A 21087-nucleotide genomic window follows, 5' to 3' on the forward strand; every position below is an offset into this window, starting at 1 on the left:
CCATTATTTAATACCCTTCAACGCCGCCAGCGACTCCGTCACATGCTTCTCCCCATCTTTCATACTATTAAAAGTATGTACCACCACTCCCTGCTTATCCACCACATAAGTCACCCTCCCCGGAATCACAAACGTCTTCGGCACCCCAAATAACTTTCGCACACTATTAGAAGTATCGGCCAATAACGTAAATGGCAGATTATGATGCTGCGCAAACTTTTTATGCGAAGCCACCCCATCAGAACTAATGCCTATCACCTTCGCCCCATACTGTGAAAAAGCAGTATAAGAATCCCTGAAAGAACAGGCCTCTTTCGTACACACACTGGTCTCATCCTTTGGATAAAAATAGATCACCAATGGCTGTTTCCCCAGCACAGAATTGATATCAAAGGTATTACCATCCTGATCCTTGAGCTGAAAAGCCGGTACTTTATCACCTACTTTCAGCTGGGATTTGGAATTACATGCAAAAACAAAGAAGGACAATGAAAACATAAGAAGCTGCTTCATATAATTTATGATTAAGTTAACCGTATGCAAGATATACGTATTTTTTGGCCCCCGGTATTTTCATATTCCTTATTTTTACCCCCTAAAACTGCATACTTTGAAGACCATACTGAGTGGTACACAAGTGGCCATCACTGTTGACAGACTCTGTCACCAGCTTATCGAAAATCATGGAGACTTCTCCAAAACTGCGCTGATCGGACTTCAGCCCAGAGGTATTTATCTGGCTGACAGAATCTACAATACCCTGCAGAAGCTGCTGCCAGGCGTAAAAATCCAATATGGAAGAATTGACATCACCTTCTACCGTGATGACTTCAATAAAGGGAAAGCACTCCATGTGCCTAACGAAACCGCTATCGATTTTTCAATTGAAAATAAGAAAGTAGTATTGATCGATGACGTGCTGTACACCGGCCGTACCACCCGCTCCGCACTGGATGCAATGCTGGATTTCGGCAGACCTTCTGAGGTAGAACTGCTTGTATTGATAGATCGCCGGTTTACCCGAGAACTACCTATTCAGGCGGACTATGTAGGGCGTACCATTGATGCCGTCAATTCGGAAATGGTGAAAGTGCGCTGGAAGGATCGTGACGGGCATGATGATGTTATTATTGAGTAGCAGCATGATGTCTGGTCGGGATAATGAAAGTGTGCTGGAAGGAGATAGACGGGCATGATGATGTTATTATTGAGTAACAGCATAATGTCTGGTCGGGATAATGAAAGTGTGCTGGAAGGAGATAGACAGGCATGATGCTGTCAGTATCCAATAAAACAGGGAACTCTCTGGGCGCAAATGGTAAAAGTATACTGGCTGGATCGTGACAAGCGTAATGCCGTCATTATCTAATTAAAACAGCAACCCATCTGCCCGGAAATGTGAAACAGACAAACCATCACCGCCTTAATGCCATCAATTTCGAATAATTTTACCATACCGTCCGGATATTGATTTTGGGTTTTGTATTCAGGTCATTTATATTTGCATCTTAAATGTCATTATCAGTAAATCATCTCCTCGGAATTCGCGGTCTGAAGCGTCAGGATATAGAACTTATCTTTCAAACGGCTGATCAGTTCAAAGAGGTTTTACAGAGACCTATCAAAAAAGTTCCTACGCTCAGGGATACTACCATCGTTAATTTATTTTTTGAAAATTCCACCCGCACCCGTATCTCCTTCGAACTGGCGGAGAAACGTCTCGGTGCCGACGTGGTGAATTTTTCAGCATCAGGATCTTCGGTATCAAAAGGTGAAACCCTCATCGATACCGTAAACAATATCCTCTCCATGAAAGTGGACATGGTAGTCATGCGACACTCAGCCAGCGGTGCGCCACACTTCTTATCCAAACACATTGATGTACCTATCGTAAACGCCGGTGACGGGATCAACGAACACCCGACCCAGGCGCTGCTCGATGCCTTCTCTATCAGGGAAAAGCTCGGTACCGTAACAGGAAAGAAAATCGCCATCTGTGGCGATATCATGCACTCCCGCGTAGCACTGTCCAACATCTACTGCCTGAAGCAACTGGGCGCAGAGGTAACGGTTGTAGGTCCGCCTACACTCATCCCTAAGCACATGCAGGAAGCACTGGGTGTAAATGTCAGCTACGACATCCGCGAAACACTGGAATGGTGTGATGTGGCGAACGTACTGCGTATACAGCTGGAAAGACAAAATACACCGCTCTTCTCTTCTCTGAGAGAATACTCACTGGCTTACGGTGTAAACCGCCAGCTGCTGGATAGTCTTAAGAAAGAGATCGTGATTATGCACCCGGGCCCGATTAATCGCGGCGTAGAGTTAAGCTCTGATGTAGCTGACTCCGGACATTCTATCATCCTGAACCAGGTGGAGAATGGGGTAGCGGTTCGTATGGCAGTTTTGTACCTGCTGGCAGGGAAAAAAGAACACTAGACAATACTAACAAACCCAATAAGTAAAAACGCTTTTACCGTTTGGTAAAAGCGTTTTTTTCTGAAAATGGTTTTCATCTTCGTTGGAGAATTCCATTTCTTTGAAAATGGTTTTCATTCCCCCGTTGGAGAATTCCCTCTTTCATGAATGTTTTATTAGTGAAATGATGTAAGTAACTGATGAAAAAGGAAAGTGTTTATTAAAGACCATTCCCGTCTAAAATATCGCATTCATCCCCAACGTAAACGACCTGAAAAACGGATACTGATACCCCGTATTCGCCGCCTGCTCCGGATCATAATACCTGATCTTCATCTTATTGATCTCCCACAGATCCTGCCCTGAAAAATACACCCTCAGACTACTAATCAATGGCTGCCCATGCGCAAATCTAAACGTATACCCCAACTGCAAATTCTTCAATCGTATATAGGCCGCATTCATCACCCAAAAAGAGCTAGGCGCCAGATTTTGACTATAGCCATTATATAACCGCGGAAAAGCCGCCTTCGTATTCTCCGCCGTCCAGTAATCCGCATGTATCTGCCATGGCTGCTGCCACCCTTCTACAAACGGCATACTATACTTCGCCGGCACTATCACCTTCCGCTCCCCAATCCCCTGGAAGAACACTGAAAAATCCAACCCCTTCCACGAAAATCCCGCATCAAACCCATAAGAATACCTCGGCTGTGAACTACCTAAATACACCAGATCCCCATGATCTGCTTTCGTATTAGTACCCCCGTTAATAATCCCATCATTATTCTGATCCACATATTTCAGATCTCCCGCAGCCGTAGTCGTACTCTGAAATGCATGCGCATTCGCCTCATCATTACTCTGGAAATACCCCTCCGCTTTATACCCTAAGATCGCATTATAAGGCAATCCTTCCAGTCCTTTATTATTCCCCGCCAGCCATGCTGTATTCCCATTCGATTGCAAGATCTTATTCTGGTCGTCAAAAAGATTCGCATTCACCCAATAACTAAACGGCCCCCTGTTATCTCTCCACCCAATATTCAATTCCCATCCCCATGACCGCATACTGGCTATAAAGAAAGAAGGATAAGCATAATTATAAGGAGGTAAAGTCTGTTCTGCTATCTGTATACGCGGATTGTGCTTCACAAAATAATCCGCTGTCACGGTCAGGCGGCCTTTCAGGAAAGCCATGTCCAACCCCGCATTCGTCGTATTGATCGTCTCCCAGTTATTATTCCCCGGCATATACCTGTCTGTATAATCCTCGTTCAACAATGGATACGCCTGCGGATATTTCAGCTGATCACGGTAATTATAATCATTCAACCCGGACCGCCAGTTGAAGTTCCCTAACAGCCCCCATGAAGCCCTCAGTTTAAACTCATCAAAGATGCGGAAGGCATGGTTAAACCACTTCTCATTATTCAATCGCCAGCCCGCAGAGAAAGAAGGGAAGATGTGCTGGCGGGTAATCGAATTCATGGTAGAACTGTTGTAAAACAGCCTTGCTGCCACCAGGTTCGCTTCCACCAGGTACCGGTCATTAAAGTTATAATTCAGCCTTGCAAATAGTGATCCCTGTGAGCCGGAAGCTTTGTACCAGCGAATATCCGCCCATGTAGGCTGATTAAATGCCAGTGTAGCAATCTCATTGTCCGATACATTGTAGAGCGAAGAGATCTTCTGGCGCTGATAATGACTCTCGTAAGCATAGCCTCCAAGAATGTGAATGGTATTCAGTTTGCCGGCAGGAATATCATAATCGGCCAGTAACTGCAGACTATGCTGTACTTCCAGCTGATCGCCTCTTTTCAGAGAGTTCGGATCATTGATGCTGTTTGCATACCCATTTCCGTTATAGTAATTGATAGTTTGCTTGCCAAGCCCATCGTAGTAATGCGTGATCTGCGGACTGTACACTGCTTTCAGCGTTAACCCCTTCACAGGATTTTCTGCTTTCAGACTAAAGGTCGCATCAGCAAAAGATGTTTGTTCATCCCGTTTGCCTCCGTGCTGTAAGAGCGAAATAGGGTTATAACCGGTTGTATAATTGCTTGTATTGGGCACATATGTTGGAACATTGCCCGGTGCCTGGTATAAATAATTCAATAAACCATTGTACCCATCCACACGATAGCCGGGTGATTGTGTATGACTTTTCGCATACTGCAAACTCGTTTCCAGGCTGATCATATCGCTGAAACGGTTATTGATATTCAGTTGTACGTTATTCCTATTCGTATTATCAGGCCCGGTATTAAACAAGCCCTGTCGGGAAAACTGTCCTAATGATAACATATATTGGTGATCTGCAGAACCACCACGTGCACTGATATTAAAATTGGAAACGGAACTATTCTGACGGGTCACGTTTTTCAGCGGATCATTGTCGTAATAATATTTATAATCTCCATTGCCATCAGCAATAGCTCCAACAGCAGGGTCTTTTAGGTAACCGATCTCCTGGTCTGTCCAGATGGGATCCATGCCGGCATTAGCCGCTGCCTGGTTTTGCAAAGTCGCTGCCTGCCAGGAGTGCATGCGTTTGGGCAAATTGATCGGATGCTCTAAACCAAAGAGGCTGTTGTATTCAACACTGATCTTCCCTGCTTTCCCTCTCTTGGTCGTTACGAGTACCACGCCACCAGCGGCTTGGGGGCCATATATACTCGCAGCGGCAGCATCTTTCAGTACGGAGATCGATTCAATATCGTTGGGATTGAGTAAGGTAATGGAACCGGGTGCACCATCTACAAGCACAAGTGGATCGCTGTTATTGCCGGAAGAGAGACCCCGGATCTGGAGATTAAATCCTTCTTTGCCGGGTTGTCCATTGAGGCGGGTTACGAGCAGGCCGGGAGCAGTGCCTTGCAGGGCGGCGAGTACATTCGTTACAGGCCGGCTTTTGAGGCGGCGTCCTTCTACTTTGGCGATAGACCCGGTGATGTTTGCTTTGGTCTGTATACCATATCCGATAATGACGAGGTCATTCAGTATTTTGGTATCGCCTGCCAGCAGTATATCCAGGTTTCTTCTTTGTTTGAGTGGTATTTCCTGTGGCTCGTAGCCGATGAGTGAAATCTGTAAAACAGCATCTCCATTATTCACTGTCAGTTTGAACCGACCTGTTTCATTGCTGCTCACGCCATTTCGCGTCCCTTTTTCCCTGATAGAAACTCCTGCCAGTGGCTTCTCTCCATCGGAAATGACCCCTGATACAGTGAATACTTCAGGTTCCGGTTTGGTCTGAATTTTCGGTATTCCGCTCACGGGGGCGGATTGCAGGATCGGGAAGACGATGATTTGTTTATTCCTGACTTCAAATGCGTATTTGCTACCTGAGAATAATTGTTGCAGCACGGTATTCAATGGCTGGTGATCAGCATTGATGGTGATGCTCCTGGAATTTTCTATGACGGTGGAAGAAATAGCGAAGGTAAGGCCGGTTTGTTTTTCGACGAGGCGGAGTACCTGGCGGAGGGGAGTGCGGGTTACTTTCAGGGATACGTGAATCGTATCAGCATCCTGGGCCTTCACTGATGGGCATGCCAAAAGAAGCCCTATACATGCACAAAAAAGTGCGATGTACCAGCGCTTGGTTAAAGCGGCCTTCCGGAGTGCCTTATGAGTTTCCTGCATTTTCTCCGGAAGTACTTAATAAATTTCTACGAGGCTATCTTTCTGTACGGTATGTACCTGCAGTGTTTTTGACAGGATGTCCAGTACTTCAGAAAGGGATTCCTTATGGAAGGTTGCGATCAGCTTTTTATCGGCCAGCTCATCACCTTTTAGTACGATATGTACTTTATAATAATCTTCGAGTATGTCGGCAACTTCTGACAATGAGGCATCGTCAAAGGTAAGCTGACCAGTTTTCCATGCGATAGGATTATTATTTCTATGGTGACGGGTGGTGATGCTTTCGCTGGCTAGTAGCATATCGGCTTCCTGGCCCGGGATGAGGATCACAGATTTGTTCCTGTTCTTGTAAATAGCTCTTACTTTACCACTCTGTACAAAGACTTTTACGTCCTGTTTGGTTTCTTTCACATCGAAGGAGGTACCAAGTACTTCAATGTCCACATTTTTCAGGTGAACGGTGAATGGTTTTTCAGGCATATGCTTTACATCTACGAATACTTCCCCTTGTTGTACGTATACTTCGCGGGTATCACCTTTGAAGTGGCGGGGGTATTTGACAGAAGTATGTGCATTCAGATAGAGTCTGGTACCGTCTGGCAACAGCAGGCTATCTTTATTTTGTGCGGTTTGTTGGGTCGTATACATTGGCTGACGGACCAGGAGGTAAGTTCCTGCCATCAGTAGCACGGAAGCGGCTGCTGCCCACCAGTAACGGTGTACAGGTTTCCGCATCTTTATAACGGGAGTTGAATTGGATGTGACTGGGGTAAGGGTACTGTTGCCGGAGAGTACTTCTTCCGTAGCTAACAGGGTTTCAAACCTTTGCCATTGTTGCGTGGTATTGTAGGTAGCTGCTGTAGGCAACAGATCGTCGCCCTGCCATAAGGATTTGGTTTCTAAGAAGATATCCAAATTGGCAGCATCCATCTGCAACCATTCATCCAGTGAACGTTTGTGCTCCTCATGTCCTGGTTCTTCCAGGTAGCGGATAACGACATCGATATCAGGTTGCTGTAGTTTCATCTCTTACTATTAATACAATCAAAAATAAACTTACCATTAGTCCCCGTGGAAAAATTTTAACATTTTCTTGGGCGCCTATATATATATTATATGTATGCCCCTCTACTGCTGATTGAGCAGTCCCAACCTGATTTTTTTGAGTGCGGTGGTAAGGTGTGTGTATACTGTATTGATGGAAATATTTAATTGCTGCGATATCTCTGCGGGTGACAATCCTTTAATGCGACTCATCTCGAAGACCCGTCTGCACTGTTCGGGTAGTTTTTCTAAAATGGAGAGATACTGGGCTTCCAGTTCTTTATGTTCCAGCAGGAGGTGCTCAATGGTGCCCGGTTCCTGCGTTTGTTGCTGTTCCTTTGCGTATGCCTGCTGCCTTTGGGTTTTCTTGATACGGTTCAGGCAGGTATTTACTGTAGCTCTGGCCAGATAGTGCTGGATAGGAGCGCGCTCATCCAGGTTTTCGGCAGTGCGCCACAGGTTCAGAAATACATCCTGCACAATGTCCTGCGCCTCTTCCTGATCTTTCAGGTAGCGCAAGGCAATGCTGAACATGGATGGCGAAAACTGATTGAATATAATTTCAAAAACTTGTTTATCCCTGTTCCGAACCCCGGTGACTATATCTGTATTGTTGAGCGGCAGCATCCTGTAACTATCTTTTCATTCCATTTTTAAAATAAAACTAAAATCGGCATTCAAAAACAGAATATAGCAAAATTATGGTTATTCTATCAATTATCCGGCTAATTGAGGGGATCAGCGGTCAGACAAAAAAAGTAAATAATTTTTTTATACTTGTAAATGGGCCACTGTGGCTGATCTTTTATTTCTGAGCCCCCTTTTTTTAAAAAAAGACAAGTTTTTTTTAAAACGGACTAATGGTAAGGATATTAACGGTTGTATTATATATGTAGACAGTGAATAAGAAGCCGGCATTTAGCAGGCGCCTGCTAAAAATTATTTAAAGAGTAACCATTCTTTGTTTAGGAAAGACAGAGTGGTATTGACAAATTGGGGAGGAAACCACTGCCTGAGGGCAGCGGTGATCGGAAGGCATGGATTTGCCTGTGATACGAGAGCGACCCCTCTATATATAATATAGAGGTAAGCAGTCATACCACACCATAACATACTTGCAAAAGGCAGGTGCCTATACCTTAGATTATTACCAGAGATCATTATATATGATGCAAGAAGGGTACAAGTCCCCTTTGCGCACTCTGAAAACTTACAACTCCTAAGCATGATAGGAAAGTTGAGACCTGTAACAACCGGCCGGCTCTTTTGGGCCGGTTTATTTTTTTTATCTATTTTGCTAAAGGAAAAAATACCATACCCATTCCCGCTATGCTTGCCAATTTAACGGGTGGGTATTTGGCCTCCTGATAACCTTCTATTTACAAACTGCATCCGTTCATTTTAGGGGTACGACTCTGAAATGAGCGGATTTTTCCTTTTATAAACTCCCCCATACATTGCAGCAGGAATAACCCCAAAACCAGATTTTTCTTTTTACAACCAACCGTTCACTCACTTCTGCTCTTTTACAACCAACCGTTCACTCACTTCTGCTCTTTTATAACCAACCTTCCATTCACTCCTGCTCTACGGTCCATAAACTACCGGATTATTCTATTTACAAACTTCCCCAATCATACCTGTTTCACAATCCCGGGAAGGCTGTATTTTCTTTTCCAAAACGCTGTAAATTCGCAGCATGCGTACCATAATCTTTCTTATCATCTCCAACACGTTCATGACCTTCGCCTGGTATGGTCACCTGAAATTTACACATGTTGCTCTCTGGAAAGTTATCCTTGTCAGCTGGGGCATCGCCTTCTTTGAATACTGTTTCCAGGTCCCGGCAAACCGTCTGGGTGAACAGGAAGGCTTCTCCGGCTTCCAGCTCAAAACCATCCAGGAAGTCATTACCCTCTCCGTATTCGCCGTCTTTGCCATTTTCTACCTGAAAGAACCAATCAGGTGGAATTACCTCGTGTCTTTTGCCCTGATCCTGGGCGCTGTGTACTTTATGTTTAAGAAATAGCCCCTATGGCTATAGCAAAGCTTCGGTATAGCTTAGTTAAAACTCTGGTCTAGCTCTGGCATAACCCCGGCACAACACCGGCATAACTCCGGTCTGGCTTCGGTATAGCTTCGATACAACTTCGTCACCAATCCAACATCAAAAGGGCACCTCAATATCCCCGGGATATACAAGTGCCCTTTTAGTGCCCTTATAGTACCGAAGTTGTACCGAAGCTATATCGAACCTATACTATTGTTCCACCCACCCATTTCCTTTTATCACATTTTCATAAACACCTCCTTATTATCACTATTTTTGAGCCTGTTTAAATCCTCGAAAGTAATGGTAAAGAGCATCTGTTTAGCATTCGCAACAGGCATGCTGGCGGCCATCACGGCCCTGGGACAACCCTCGCCCGTGAACAACTCTGCCGACATTGCCCTGAAGCTGAAAAAGTTGGATACGCTGGGAAGTGTTTTATATATGGCCGCTCATCCTGATGATGAAAATACCCGCCTGCTGGGTTTTCTGGCAAATGAAAAATTATATCGTACCGGGTACCTCTCCCTCACCCGTGGTGATGGTGGACAAAACCTGATCGGCAATGAACAGGGTGAACTCCTGGGACTGATCCGTACCCAGGAACTCCTCGCTGCCCGCCGTACTGATGGTGCTGAGCAATTCTTTACCCGTGCACTGGATTTCGGTTTTTCCAAGAATCCAACCGAAACCTTCACTATCTGGAACCGGGAACAGATCCTTGCAGACGCTGTCTGGATCATTCGTAAATTCCAGCCCGACGTCATCGTATGTCGCTTTCCTGCCGATAGCCGTGCCGGGCATGGCCACCATACCGCCTCCGCAATGATCGCCGCCGAAGCCTTCGATGCCGCCGCCGATCCCAAAAGATTTCCTGAACAATTACAATACGTAAAACCCTGGAAGGTCAAACGCCTGCTCTGGAACACTTTCAACTTCGGTGGATTTAATACCACCAGTGAAGACCAGTTCAAACTGGATGTGGGGGTCTTCAACTACCTCCTGGGTAAAGGTTATGGCGAAATCGCCGCTGAAAGCCGCTCTCAGCACAAGAGCCAGGGCTTTGGCGTAGCCGCTGCCCGTGGTAGCTCCTTTGAATATTTTACTACTATCAAAGGCGATACCCCCCGCGAAAGTCTGCTGGATGGTATCAATACTACCTGGTCACGTATCGAAGGCGGTAAAGCCATCGGTATGATGATCGACAAAGCCAGGGCTGCCTATAATTTAGAAAACCCTGCTGCCACCGTGCCTGCGCTGTTAGCCATCAGAAAGGCCATTCAGGCCCTGCCGGAAGGTTACTGGCGCAATCAGAAACTGAAGGAAACCGAAAACCTCATCCTGGCCTGTGCCGGCATATGGGCAGAGGCTTACAGCAACAACGAAGTCGTTGTACCGGGTCAGGCTATGCAGGGCAGCGTGCAGGTGATCTGCAATAGCAAAATCCCTGTGCAGATCCAGTCTCTTACCTTTGGCAGCAAGGATACTACCCTCGCACAAAACAAACTGGACTTCAACCAGCTAAAAAATATCCCTGTCACCCTACTGGTGCCGGATAATACGCCGATCTCTGAACCGTATTACCTGCGTGAACCACACGGTGTAGGAGAATACAAAATACAGGACCCGCTGCTCGTGGGTAACCCTGAAAACATTCCAGCTATTCAGGCTACCATTCATTTAAAAATTAATGGCGAAGACCTGACCATCTCCCGTCCTGTTCAATACAAACATACCGACCCTGTGAAAGGTGAAGTATACGCACCCCTCATCATCGCACCTCCTGTGGTGGCGAACCTGGCGAACAGCGTATTTGTATTTACCAGCACCACTGCTCAACCTGTACAGGTAAAACTGCGCAACATGGGCAATGCTACTAAAGGCAAAGTGAGATTACAACTACCTGCTGGCTTCAGCAGTCAGGAGGCATCCCTGCCCTTTGACCTCAGTGGTAAGGGCGACGAGACCAGCCTGCTCTTTCACATTGCACCTTCAAAAGTAACGGGCAGCAACCACACCGATACATTCAAAGTGATCATTGAAGACGAAGGCCATAGCTATGCACAAGGTATCCAGACCATCAGCTATGACCATATCCCTACCATTACTTTATTCCCGGATGCAGCCGGCCGTCTGGTGACAGTCGACCTGCAACACAATGGGCGCAAACTGGGCTATATAGATGGGGCAGGAGATCTGGTAGCAGCAAGCCTGCAGCAGGTAGGTTATGAAGTCACTCACCTAACCGAAAAAGATATTATGAACGGAGACCTGAGCCAGTACGATGCTATCATCACTGGTGTAAGGGTATATAATATTAATCCACGTATCAAATACTGGCAGCCTCACCTCATGGAGTACGTAAAGAATGGAGGTACCCTGCTGGTACAGTATAATGTGAACGGACCTTTGCAAATCACAGATATGGGTCCTTATCCGTTTTCACTGAGCCGTGACCGTGTGACCGACGAAAAAGCGGAGGTCTCTTTCCTGCGTCCTGATGATGAGATCATGAATTATCCGAACAAGCTTTCCCAGAAAGACTTTGACGGATGGATACAGGAACGCGGTCTATACTTTACTACCAATGCAGATACTAAGTATGAGTCGCTCTTCTCTATGCATGATCAGGGAGATCCGGCGCTGGATGGTTCTACCATTGTAGCAAAGTATGGCAAAGGCAGGTATGTATACACCTCACTGGCGTTCTTCAGAGAACTGCCTGCAGGTGTGCCCGGCGCATACCGCATATTTGTGAACCTGATTTCAACAAAAAAATAAATGGCGACACAAAAACAGCCAAACCGCTCCAGACTGAGTATGGCAGCAATTGTCTGCATTATACTTGGTCTGGTCATAGGAATTGAAATCAAGCGGGTTCATATCGGACTAATGATAGGACTCGCGTTGGGTCTATTGAGCGGAAACATGTTAAGTAGAAGAAAATAATCAAAGCTAAAGGAAGTATCTTATGAAAAAAGATAAACCGCCATTACTGCCACAATGGTGGCAGTGGTATGCTGTTGTAGTCGGCTGGCTGTTGCTGCTGATCGGCGCGTTTTATTTATTCACTAAAGTTTATTCATGAGTGTAGCGGATTGGATTGTACTGGGGGGTACATTAATCGGAATTATATTATACGGTATCTGGAAGAGCCGTGGCCAGAAAGATATGGCCAGCTACTTCCTGGATAACCAGTCTATGCCCTGGTACATCGTACTATTGTCGATCATCGGTACACAGGCGAGTGCCGTTACGTTTCTTTCTGCACCGGGGCAGGCGTATACTGACGGGATGCGGTTTGTACAATATTACTTTGGGTTGCCGCTGGCGATGGTGGTGATCTGTATTGCGTTTGTACCTATTTATCACAAGCTGAAAGTGTTCACGGCGTACGAATACCTGGAAGGTCGTTTTGATTGTAAGACCCGTACTTTTACGGCGATATTATTTCTCATACAACGTGCATTGTCTACGGGCATCAGTATTTATGCCCCGGCTATCATTCTCTCTTCTTTACTTGGCTGGAACATATACTGGACCAATGTAATCATGGGCGGACTCCTTATTATTTATACCGTGTCCGGTGGTACACGTGCGGTGAGTTATACGCAGACATTGCAACTGGTGATCATTTTTGTGGGGATGTTCCTGGCTGGTTATATGGTGGTTCATTTGTTGCCGGCGGGTATTGGATTTAATGATGCGCTGAAGGTAGCGGGCAAGATGAATAAGCTGAATGTGATAGTGACTGATTTTGACTGGAAGGATAAATATAATATATGGAGTGGGCTGATAGGAGGGTTCTTTTTAGCACTCTCTTATTTTGGAACGGATCAATCGCAGGTAGGCAGGTACCTGACTGCGCGGAGTGTAACGGAGTCTCGTTTTGGGTTGCTGATGAATGGATTGGTGAAAGTGCCGATGCAGTTCCTGATCTTATTATTAGGGTCGCTGGTATTTGTGTTTTACCTGTATTTCAGGGCGCCGATATTTTTTAATGAGGCGCAGCTGAATAAGGTGGATGGGCCTACATTGCAGGTATTGCAAACCCAATATGACGGATTTAATAAGATAAAGCAGGAGCAGGCAATTGCGCTTTCAAATGCGTTGCATAACAAGGACAATGCAGCCGTAGAAGCGGCCCGTCAAAAACTACAGGCCGCAGATGCAGATGCATTCAAAGTACGTACTACAGCGATCGAGTATATTAAAAAAGCAGATCCTGGAGCGGATACGAACGATACCAATTATATCTTCCTGGATTTTGTGGTACACAATCTTCCGAAAGGCCTTGTGGGCTTGTTGATAGCCATTATATTCCTGGCTGCCTGGGGCAGTATTGCCGCGGCATTAAATTCCCTTGCATCTACGACAGTGATCGATATTTACAAAAGACAGTTTAAACCAACAGCCCCGGACGAACATTACTTTAAAGCATCCCGCTGGTGGACGTTCATCTGGGGACTGTTTTGTATAGTGGTAGCACAGTTTGCCAGCAAACTGGGTAGCCTGATAGAAGCGGTGAATGTACTGGGATCGCTGTTTTACGGCGTTATCCTGGGTATATTCCTTGTAGCGTTTTATTGTAAGCGGATCGGTGGCACGGCTGTATTCTGGGCGGCAATAGTGTCGGAGATCCTGGTGATCATCGTATTTATTACCAATATTGTTTCATTCCTGTGGCTCAATGCGATCGGGTGTATACTGGTGATCGTACTGGCCTGGATGATACAATTATTTCAGCCTTCACATGACAAATAACAGCAGGCTCATTTTTAATAAATGCAGCCTTTCACATGACAAAATTTAGCCTGTTCTATCAGGTTTATTCTAATAAATGCAGCCGTTCACATGACTTGGAATAGTCTGGATACAATCAGGCATATGCTGATGATTGAAACCTTTACATTACGAACAATAGCCCGGTCTATCAGGCTTTTACTAAAAGATTGCAGCCTATTCTATCAGGCCGTTTCTAAAAGCATACATTACGAGGCCCACAATGTTTTTGGCCCCGGTTTTTTCCAGCAGTTTCTGGCGTAGTCCTTCCACTGTTCTTGGACTCAAAAAGATCTTTTCAGAGATCTGCTGCGTAGTCAGTTCTTCACAGATCAGGCGCAGTACTTCCAGTTCGCGGTCGGTAAGGGGCACCTCGTTGTGGAAAGTAGGCTTGAACTGTTGCTTTGTTTTGTGCATGACCTTCTTGAGGAGGGCCAGGTTCACATTTTCATTGAAATAAAAACCTTTCTCGTAGGTAGTACAAATAGCTTCGTAAATCTCACCTGGTTCTGCATTTTTAAGCAGGTAAGCATTCGCGCCCATTTCGATAAGATGCACGATAAAGTTGTCATCTTCATACATGGTGAGCACGATCACTTTTACGTGCGCATATTTTTCCCTAACTTTTTTGGTAGCTTCTATGCCATCCATGTTGGGCATTTTCAGATCCATGAGAATCACATCTGGTTGTTGTGTTTCCATGATTTCTAATAAATGAACTCCATCTTCAGCTTCAAACACCACACTGATGTTTTCATAGGGCTTGAGGGTATTGATCACCCCACTCCGGAAGATTTTATGGTCGTCGGCAATAGCTACCTTAATGTTGTTTGTCATAGAGGGAGCCAGTTTATATTGGTTGCGTAAATTGTCCCGATTTTCATTTCACGTGTCATTGCTCAGGGGACAAAGCTAGAATAAAATAATATGATTACTCAGCGCGCTGGTAATTTTCTACTTTGATTTCGGCAATGGTACCGGTAGGTTGCCCGGCAGTGTAGCTGATAGTACCGCCTATGATGTTGAGGCGGCTTTCAATATTCTTGAGGCCCAGGCTGCCTGTTTTATGACGGGCCATTTCCAGGGAGTTGAGCAGCAGGCCATTTCCATTGTCTGCAACGTGGATGCTGAGCTGGGTAGGCGTAGTGTGATAGTTGATCTGCACCTGGGAGGCTTGTGCGTGTTTCAGAATATTGTTGATGAGTTCCTGTACGACGCGGTAGATATTAAGTGCTTTTTCGGGTTCCACAACGTGGTGGTTACTCTCTTCGGTGAAGTGGATCTGCACCTGTTTATTACGGTTCATCATATTACAGAAGGAATCCAGCGCCCGGCTCAGTCCCAGGTTTTCAAGGGCCTGCGGGTGCAGGCTTTGTGAGATGAAGCGCAGGTGCTGGATGATTGTATCTGTAAATTCTTTGGTCTCTTTGAGTTGTTCCTGTTCGCCATTGCCTGTTTTGAGCAATGGCTGCAACTGGTTGAGGTTGAGTTTGAGCACGGAAAGTTGTGCGCCAACTTCATCGTGCAGATCTTCTGCGATGCGTTTGCGTTCCAGTTCCTGGCCCTGGAGAATGGCTACCAATCGTTCTTTTTGCAGTTGGAGGTCCTTGTCCCTGATCAGGAGTTTGTGTTGAATAACCTGTTTCTGCTGAAAGATAACGAGTACGATGACAAGGATGCCCATGGTGAGCATCACAGCCGTACCGATGATAACTACTTCGTAACTGTTCATGACCTGAATTTTTGAGCTTTGAGGAGGCCGATGTAGATCAGTACTACTTCTGCAAAGCCGCCGATAAAGGTAATAGAAAGCGTGGCATTTTGTATACCTCTGTCAAATTGGGCAAAGCTGGAATGCTGCAAAAAATTATAAGCCAGGGACAACATAAAGTTGGAGCAATGGAAAATAAACAGGCCACTATTATACCAGAAGCTGGGAAGGTAATTGACAAAGATGGATTGTTTGACCAGGTCCTCGTCGCGCATGAGTTCCCAGAAATAAATGACGCTATACAGTAACAGAAAGAGATTTTCTACGGAAAGTGCATAGGAGTTATAGGCCATTGGCCCCTCCAGGAAAAAGTAGTCAGTTATCGCAAAACAGGTGACGAGTCCAAAAACAATGAGAATAATTTTCTTGAGTAGCTGGTTTTTAATTACATGATGAAAGAAGATGGTAAGAATGAGGAATTGGATGAGTGACATGGGACTGAAAAACCACATGTTATTTCTCGAAATATGAGCGATCAGGTGCGAGCCGCTTGCGAAAACAGCACTGCTGATAAGATAGTAAAAGATCCATCTGCCACCCTTATCGAGAATTTTGAATTTCATGATAAAGGGGATCAAAAGTAAAAATTCGACCCCCTCCATGATGTAGAAAAAAATCAGAAATGAATTCACCTGCGTTTTGGTTTAAACGGTTCCTGTATCAGGGCAATTTGTCGGACATGGTAAACCCTGGTCCAGTGCTGCGAATTGGATAGGAGCTTCTGCGCCAACCTGGAGATTCATCTGCTTTGCTGCGGTTGAATCTTTGAAATGTACATTATGACCTTCGTTATTTACGGCATAAATAACCATCTTCTTCAGTTCCTTTTCAGGATGATCATGGTCGTCTCCGAAATAGATACGCAGTCCGATAATGTCTTCCTGACAATCAAGGAGTTGCTGTAGTTTTTCTTTTCCGAAGAAGTAGGCCTGAATGAAGTCAGGATTGTGTGGTTCTTTCTGACGTTTTTTGTTGCAGTAGTTGTCCCTTAAACGTCTCGCTTCGTCATGGTGAATGAATCCACCTGCATCTGGTGTGAAGTTCGGTTTAGTAGTACTCATACGAATGCTGTTGTTTTAATTGGCGGTAAAATTATTATAAATAATCGCTTTTCAAAGCTGTGCCTGGTATCCCATTTTAGTGCCATACGGGGGTGGTAAATGAATTTATCTTGTTTTGGGTCAGGCCGTTATGTGTTAAAAAATGGATGCTTTTATATATAATCTAACGTATGGTTCCCTAAAAAATGCGTAGAACTACGTATTCTGAAAACAACGTATTCTAACGCTTGTTTAAAAAAAGATACTTCGTAATCTTTGCATTGTGGGGTATGGCTATCCTCACAATGCGAGCAAGCATCGGCAGGGCCTTTCTACCCAAAGTTTGTTCATTCCTAGTAGACATGCAGAGAAACACAACAAAATTTGAGGTTAACCGGGTTGGCCCCAATTTTTAAACTTACGACTATGTGTTACCTATTAATTGGAAACATTTCTGCATTGCTCTCTGTTGACTGTACTGAACCGTTGGTAAACGCCCGGATCAGGGTTTATTTGCCGGATGGGCATTTATCAAATCGTTACCCCAATAAAAATACTTTTAGTGGCCCCAGACAGTTAACCCCATCAGAGGTGTTGAATAAGCACGATCGGTTATTGGCTGAAGGGGCCCTGGATCATCACGGCAATTTCAATCTTAGCTGGGAACAATTACACTTATTCACGGAACCTTTAGAGTTGGACATCTGTTTACAGGGCATGCCCGAGGAGGCAGGCGAGCGGAAGGAGACACATTTCCATCTGAGCCGGCTGGTACCTCAATGGAAGCATTCCTTACAGCGGTATGTAGCGGCTTATGCTTATGTAATTCCGGCTGAAAGCTGGGCACAGATCCGAGCCAGCTATGGTACATGGGTGATCGCCGGAATAGTTAGGCGTACCCACGATAATGAGGGACAATCACAATTACGGGTAGAAGCGTACAATGCAGGTAACCACCGTATGCTGGCCTATAGCAGCACAGACGATCGGGGGCGTTACCAGATCAGATTCAGTAGAAAGCAACTGTCCGGCAGGCAGTTGCTTGGCCCTGATGTTTATTTTAAAGTGTATAGAGATAAGCAGTTGCTTTGGGAAGAGCAGGCGGAAGTAGCAACATTGCCTGGGAGAAGAGCGGTGGATGCATGTAGTGTGATGAATATTACGATGCAGGGTGGGGTGGTGAAGAAGGCGATGAGTTGGTTGAATAAGTTGGTGGGCTAAAATAATTGTGGGAGTTATAAAACGCCTTTGGCGTTTTATAACTCCCACCCGATTGCAATGTGGCACTGCTGAAAACAGTGCCACATTGCAATTAGAAGTTTGTATTTAAAATAGCCGTGGATCTTGTTGTATTTGCAAAATCCATAGGTACAATACCATACCTGCCAGCCGTATGCGTCGAAAAATAAGTGTCAATTTGTGGATTGATAGTGCCTGATACAGTAGTAATACTTGGAATACCGAAGATTAAAGGTTTGTAACCACTGGTATAATTAATATATAGGGTACTATTACTGGTCGTGCTGGATTCAGTAAATAATGCAGTCACATTACTCCACTTGGAAGCGTTGTCATTTACAATATAATTATCCTGGATTTTCAAATTGGCGTTACCGTTATTAATGGTAAAAGTAGTGTTATCCGCCCAACTGGTGGCATCGATGCCTTTGGGTGTGGTGGTTGCCGCAAAGCGACGGAGCAATACGATCCTGCCTCTCACTTCTCCTAAGTTAGGCACAGTAGCATTCAGAACGATGTTGCCATATTTCGAAACATAGGTATCAAAAGTCTGTTCGAAAGTACGGGTGTTGTTGCTTGCATCATATTCTTCCTTTACACTCATCACAATCACTTCTTTTGGATGATTGGTCAGGAAGGTCTTGCAGGCAGTCAGTACATCATCGAAGTTCAGGTTCTGATAGATGGCCCCGTGGTGAATGGCGAAGGCATTGTCAATGTGCCTGCAGCGGATGTCGAGGTAGCGGATACCGGCTTCCAGCTGATCTGCAATAGAGAGATCCTGGCATTTGGCGGTACCAGATACTGGTTCTACGCGGGCACCGCTGTCGTGCGTACCGGGAATAGAGATGGCTGCAATATTGGTGTTGTCTGCTAACGCCGTCATCCAGCTATTGGATGCAACACTTACAGCTGCTACAGTGCTGGTAGCTGCTACGGTGTTATTTAAACGGGGGGCAGGAATGTCCTGTTTCGAACAGCTGAACAGGACGAGGGATAACAGCATGGTAGTAGGAACATGCAGGAGCGATGACGCTTTCATTTGGTTTGTGCGTTTAATTTCAGGCAATAGGAAATGTTAACGCATGCATTGTACAGCTATAGGTAGCGTGACAGTGTAAACGTGTAACAGGTTGTAGGTTTGAATTTTCAGGTGCAAAATAATAAGGTTATAGATAAGTTGATAATGGGTGGGGCATCATTAACAAAAGGGTAATAATTGTAAGGGGGATGTTTTAATGAACCACTTATCATTAATAAAAAAGAAAGGATTTTTCTTTTTTATTAAATCAAATGATTTGGTTTCAAAAAGTATTTCTCAAAACGGGAGTGTAAAATATTTTGTGTAAACCCTTCCCCATTGTTTGAAACCCTGCCGGGATGGGGAAGGGGGAATGGCGCGGCAGCAGCGCCTTCCCCGGTTTTGGGGACTATTGAGATAATTCACCACCATAGGCCATTAACACAGGAAATTTTACAGTCTCCTCAAAACTTATTTCTCAAAACCTTGGATGGAACCTTTGTAACGTATCTCTTAAATACTCTCTATCCAGATGCGTATAGATCTCCGTCGTAGTAATACTCTCATGTCCCAGCATTTCCTGCACTGCTCTTAAATCTGCCCCACCTTCTACCAGATGCGTAGCAAATGAATGTCTGAACGTATGAGGTGATACCTGTTTCTCAATACCCGCCATTGCTGTCAACTCTTTTATCACTAAAAAGATCATCACACGGGTCAGTGCACTCCCTCTGCGATTTAAAAAAAGAATATCCTCCTGTCCGGGTTTACAAGGCATATGCACCCGCACTTCATCCTTATATATATTAATGTATTTAATGGCATCCCTTCCAATAGGGATCAATCTTTCCTTATCTCCTTTACCAATAACACGAATAAATCCCGCATCAAAGTGTAACTGTGATATTTGTAAACCCGTCACCTCGCTCACCCGCAATCCGCAGCTGTACATGGTTTCCAGTATAGCACGGTTACGTGCACCTTCAGGTGTACCTGTTTTGACCTGTGCAATAATGAGCTCTATTTCTTCAAAACTCAATACATCGGGGAGTTGTCGCTTTGTTTTTGGTGCTTCTAATAACTGTGTAGGATCCTGTTTGACGATGTCTTCTAATAAGAGGTATTTATAAAAGGCTTTGATGCCGGAGATGATACGTGCCTGTGAGGTAGCAGTCATACCCAGTGTAGCGATCCACTGTACACAGGATTGTAAGTGTGTGAGTTCAACCTGGTGGGGTGGGAGGGGGAGATTGGCAGACTGCAGGTATTGCACCAGTTTCTCTACATCACGAAGATAGGCTTCAATTGAGTTGCCGGAGAGGGAACGTTCGAGTTGTAAATAAGCCTTGAATCCTTTCAGATAGATATCCCACATAGGTGCAAGTTAAGAAAACGGTTTCGAAAGCGAGCATTCGCCAGCGGGCATAAAATTCATGGCTGAATGGATGTCTGTTTTCAATAAAGCATTCATGGAAAAAGGGAATTCATCAACAGTGATGAAACCATTTTCAACAAATGATAAAACCCATTTCCAATAAAAAAGCGCCCTGTAAATTTACAGGACGCTCTTTTGGAATATCTGAAATAGCTTAGAATTTCTCCAGGCCAGAGAAGAAGAAGTTACCTTCGATCTCAGCATTCTCGTCAGAATCAGAGCCGTGAACAGCATTACGACCGATTGACTCAGCATAAATTTTACGGATAGTACCTTCTTCAGCATTTGCTGGGTTGGTAGCACCGATCAGTTTGCGGAATTCTTCAACAGCGTTATCTTTTTCCAGGATAGCTGCTACGATATGACCACTGCTCATGAAATCAACCAGTTCACCATAGAAAGGTCTTTCTTTGTGTACTGCATAGAATTCACCTGCTTTCTGAGCAGACAGTCTGGTCATCTTCATCGCTACGATGCGGAAACCAGCTTCGTTGATCTTGTTCAGGATACCACCGATATGACCGTTTTCTACGGCATCCGGCTTGATCATTGTAAAGGTTCTGTTGTTAGCCATAATATATTGAGTAACTAATTAGCGGATTTTGCGCGCAAATGTAACCAGATTTTAGGCAATCA

General features: G+C 44.9%; 17 protein-coding genes. 6 read left to right on the forward strand and 11 right to left on the reverse strand.

Features of this window, described 5'->3' with window-relative positions:
* Positions 1-3: 3 nt before the first annotated feature.
* Positions 4-513: a peroxiredoxin gene (locus QQL36_RS20400; protein ID WP_235643959.1), complete on the reverse strand. Its 510-nt coding sequence runs from the start codon at positions 511-513 to the stop codon at positions 4-6.
* 97 nt (positions 514-610) lie between these two features.
* On the opposite strand from QQL36_RS20400, the gene pyrR reads away from it, so the two are divergent.
* Both pyrR and QQL36_RS20410 read left to right on the forward strand, forming a co-directional pair.
* A complete protein-coding gene (gene pyrR / locus QQL36_RS20405; protein ID WP_083729039.1) occupies positions 611-1138 on the forward strand; it encodes a bifunctional pyr operon transcriptional regulator/uracil phosphoribosyltransferase PyrR in 528 nt (175 codons plus the stop codon).
* A gap of 374 nt (positions 1139-1512) precedes the next feature.
* Positions 1513-2442 (forward strand): aspartate carbamoyltransferase catalytic subunit, encoded by a 930-nt coding sequence (locus tag QQL36_RS20410; RefSeq protein WP_083729041.1) that lies wholly within the window; start codon positions 1513-1515, stop codon positions 2440-2442.
* Positions 2443-2658: 216 nt separating this feature from the next.
* Here QQL36_RS20410 and QQL36_RS20415 read toward each other — a convergent pair whose 3' ends face one another.
* From QQL36_RS20415 to QQL36_RS20425, 3 genes are all read right to left on the reverse strand, one after another.
* Entirely contained in the window at positions 2659-5982 is a 3324-nt protein-coding gene (locus tag QQL36_RS20415; protein WP_321566617.1) for a SusC/RagA family TonB-linked outer membrane protein, read from the reverse strand.
* Between the two features lie 102 nt (positions 5983-6084).
* On the reverse strand, positions 6085-7095 hold the full coding sequence (locus QQL36_RS20420; protein ID WP_083729045.1) for a FecR family protein: 1011 nt from the start codon (positions 7093-7095) through the stop codon (positions 6085-6087).
* A 102-nt stretch (positions 7096-7197) separates the two neighbouring features.
* Positions 7198-7740 carry an RNA polymerase sigma-70 factor gene (locus QQL36_RS20425; protein ID WP_083729047.1) on the reverse strand — a complete coding sequence of 181 codons (543 nt, stop codon included), beginning with the start codon at positions 7738-7740 and terminating at the stop codon, positions 7198-7200.
* Between the two features lie 1072 nt (positions 7741-8812).
* Here QQL36_RS20425 and QQL36_RS20430 point away from each other — a divergent pair.
* From QQL36_RS20430 to QQL36_RS20440, 3 genes are all read left to right on the forward strand, one after another.
* Complete coding sequence (locus QQL36_RS20430) at positions 8813-9142, forward strand: DMT family protein (RefSeq protein ID WP_083729049.1); 330 nt, start codon at positions 8813-8815, stop codon at positions 9140-9142.
* Between the two features lie 324 nt (positions 9143-9466).
* Complete coding sequence (locus QQL36_RS20435) at positions 9467-11944, forward strand: PIG-L family deacetylase (protein WP_321566618.1); 2478 nt, start codon at positions 9467-9469, stop codon at positions 11942-11944.
* Positions 11945-12247: 303 nt separating this feature from the next.
* Positions 12248-13927 carry a sodium:solute symporter gene (locus QQL36_RS20440; protein ID WP_321566619.1) on the forward strand — a complete coding sequence of 560 codons (1680 nt, stop codon included), beginning with the start codon at positions 12248-12250 and terminating at the stop codon, positions 13925-13927.
* A 195-nt stretch (positions 13928-14122) separates the two neighbouring features.
* Here QQL36_RS20440 and QQL36_RS20445 read toward each other — a convergent pair whose 3' ends face one another.
* From QQL36_RS20445 to QQL36_RS20460, 4 genes are all read right to left on the reverse strand, one after another.
* On the reverse strand, positions 14123-14782 hold the full coding sequence (locus QQL36_RS20445; RefSeq protein WP_321566620.1) for a response regulator transcription factor: 660 nt from the start codon (positions 14780-14782) through the stop codon (positions 14123-14125).
* Positions 14783-14876: 94 nt separating this feature from the next.
* Positions 14877-15677, reverse strand: a complete 801-nt coding sequence (locus tag QQL36_RS20450; protein WP_083729057.1) for a sensor histidine kinase — start codon at positions 15675-15677, stop codon at positions 14877-14879.
* The gene (locus tag QQL36_RS20455; protein WP_083729059.1) at positions 15674-16279 is read right to left on the reverse strand and encodes a hypothetical protein; all 606 of its coding nucleotides are present in this window, start codon (positions 16277-16279) and stop codon (positions 15674-15676) included. The genes QQL36_RS20450 and QQL36_RS20455 overlap by 4 nt, the downstream gene beginning before the upstream one ends.
* Positions 16280-16360: 81 nt before the next feature.
* A complete protein-coding gene (locus tag QQL36_RS20460; protein WP_320582049.1) occupies positions 16361-16777 on the reverse strand; it encodes a hypothetical protein in 417 nt (138 codons plus the stop codon).
* 405 nt (positions 16778-17182) lie between these two features.
* Between QQL36_RS20460 and QQL36_RS20465 the strand changes: the two genes are divergently transcribed.
* Positions 17183-17977: a hypothetical protein gene (locus tag QQL36_RS20465; protein WP_083729062.1), complete on the forward strand. Its 795-nt coding sequence runs from the start codon at positions 17183-17185 to the stop codon at positions 17975-17977.
* Between the two features lie 91 nt (positions 17978-18068).
* Here QQL36_RS20465 and QQL36_RS20470 read toward each other — a convergent pair whose 3' ends face one another.
* The 3 genes from QQL36_RS20470 to QQL36_RS20480 all read right to left on the reverse strand — a co-directional run bounded on the left by QQL36_RS20470 (position 18069) and on the right by QQL36_RS20480 (position 21025).
* Positions 18069-19037 (reverse strand): phosphatidylinositol-specific phospholipase C, encoded by a 969-nt coding sequence (locus tag QQL36_RS20470; protein WP_083729064.1) that lies wholly within the window; start codon positions 19035-19037, stop codon positions 18069-18071.
* A 457-nt stretch (positions 19038-19494) separates the two neighbouring features.
* Positions 19495-20391 (reverse strand): site-specific tyrosine recombinase XerD, encoded by an 897-nt coding sequence (xerD, locus tag QQL36_RS20475; RefSeq protein ID WP_321566621.1) that lies wholly within the window; start codon positions 20389-20391, stop codon positions 19495-19497.
* A gap of 214 nt (positions 20392-20605) precedes the next feature.
* Positions 20606-21025 carry a nucleoside-diphosphate kinase gene (locus tag QQL36_RS20480; protein WP_083729068.1) on the reverse strand — a complete coding sequence of 140 codons (420 nt, stop codon included), beginning with the start codon at positions 21023-21025 and terminating at the stop codon, positions 20606-20608.
* Positions 21026-21087: the final 62 nt, after the last annotated feature.

Source organism: Chitinophaga sp. LS1 (genome assembly GCF_034274695.1).
In the GTDB taxonomy this organism is placed as follows: Bacteria; Bacteroidota; Bacteroidia; order Chitinophagales; family Chitinophagaceae; genus Chitinophaga.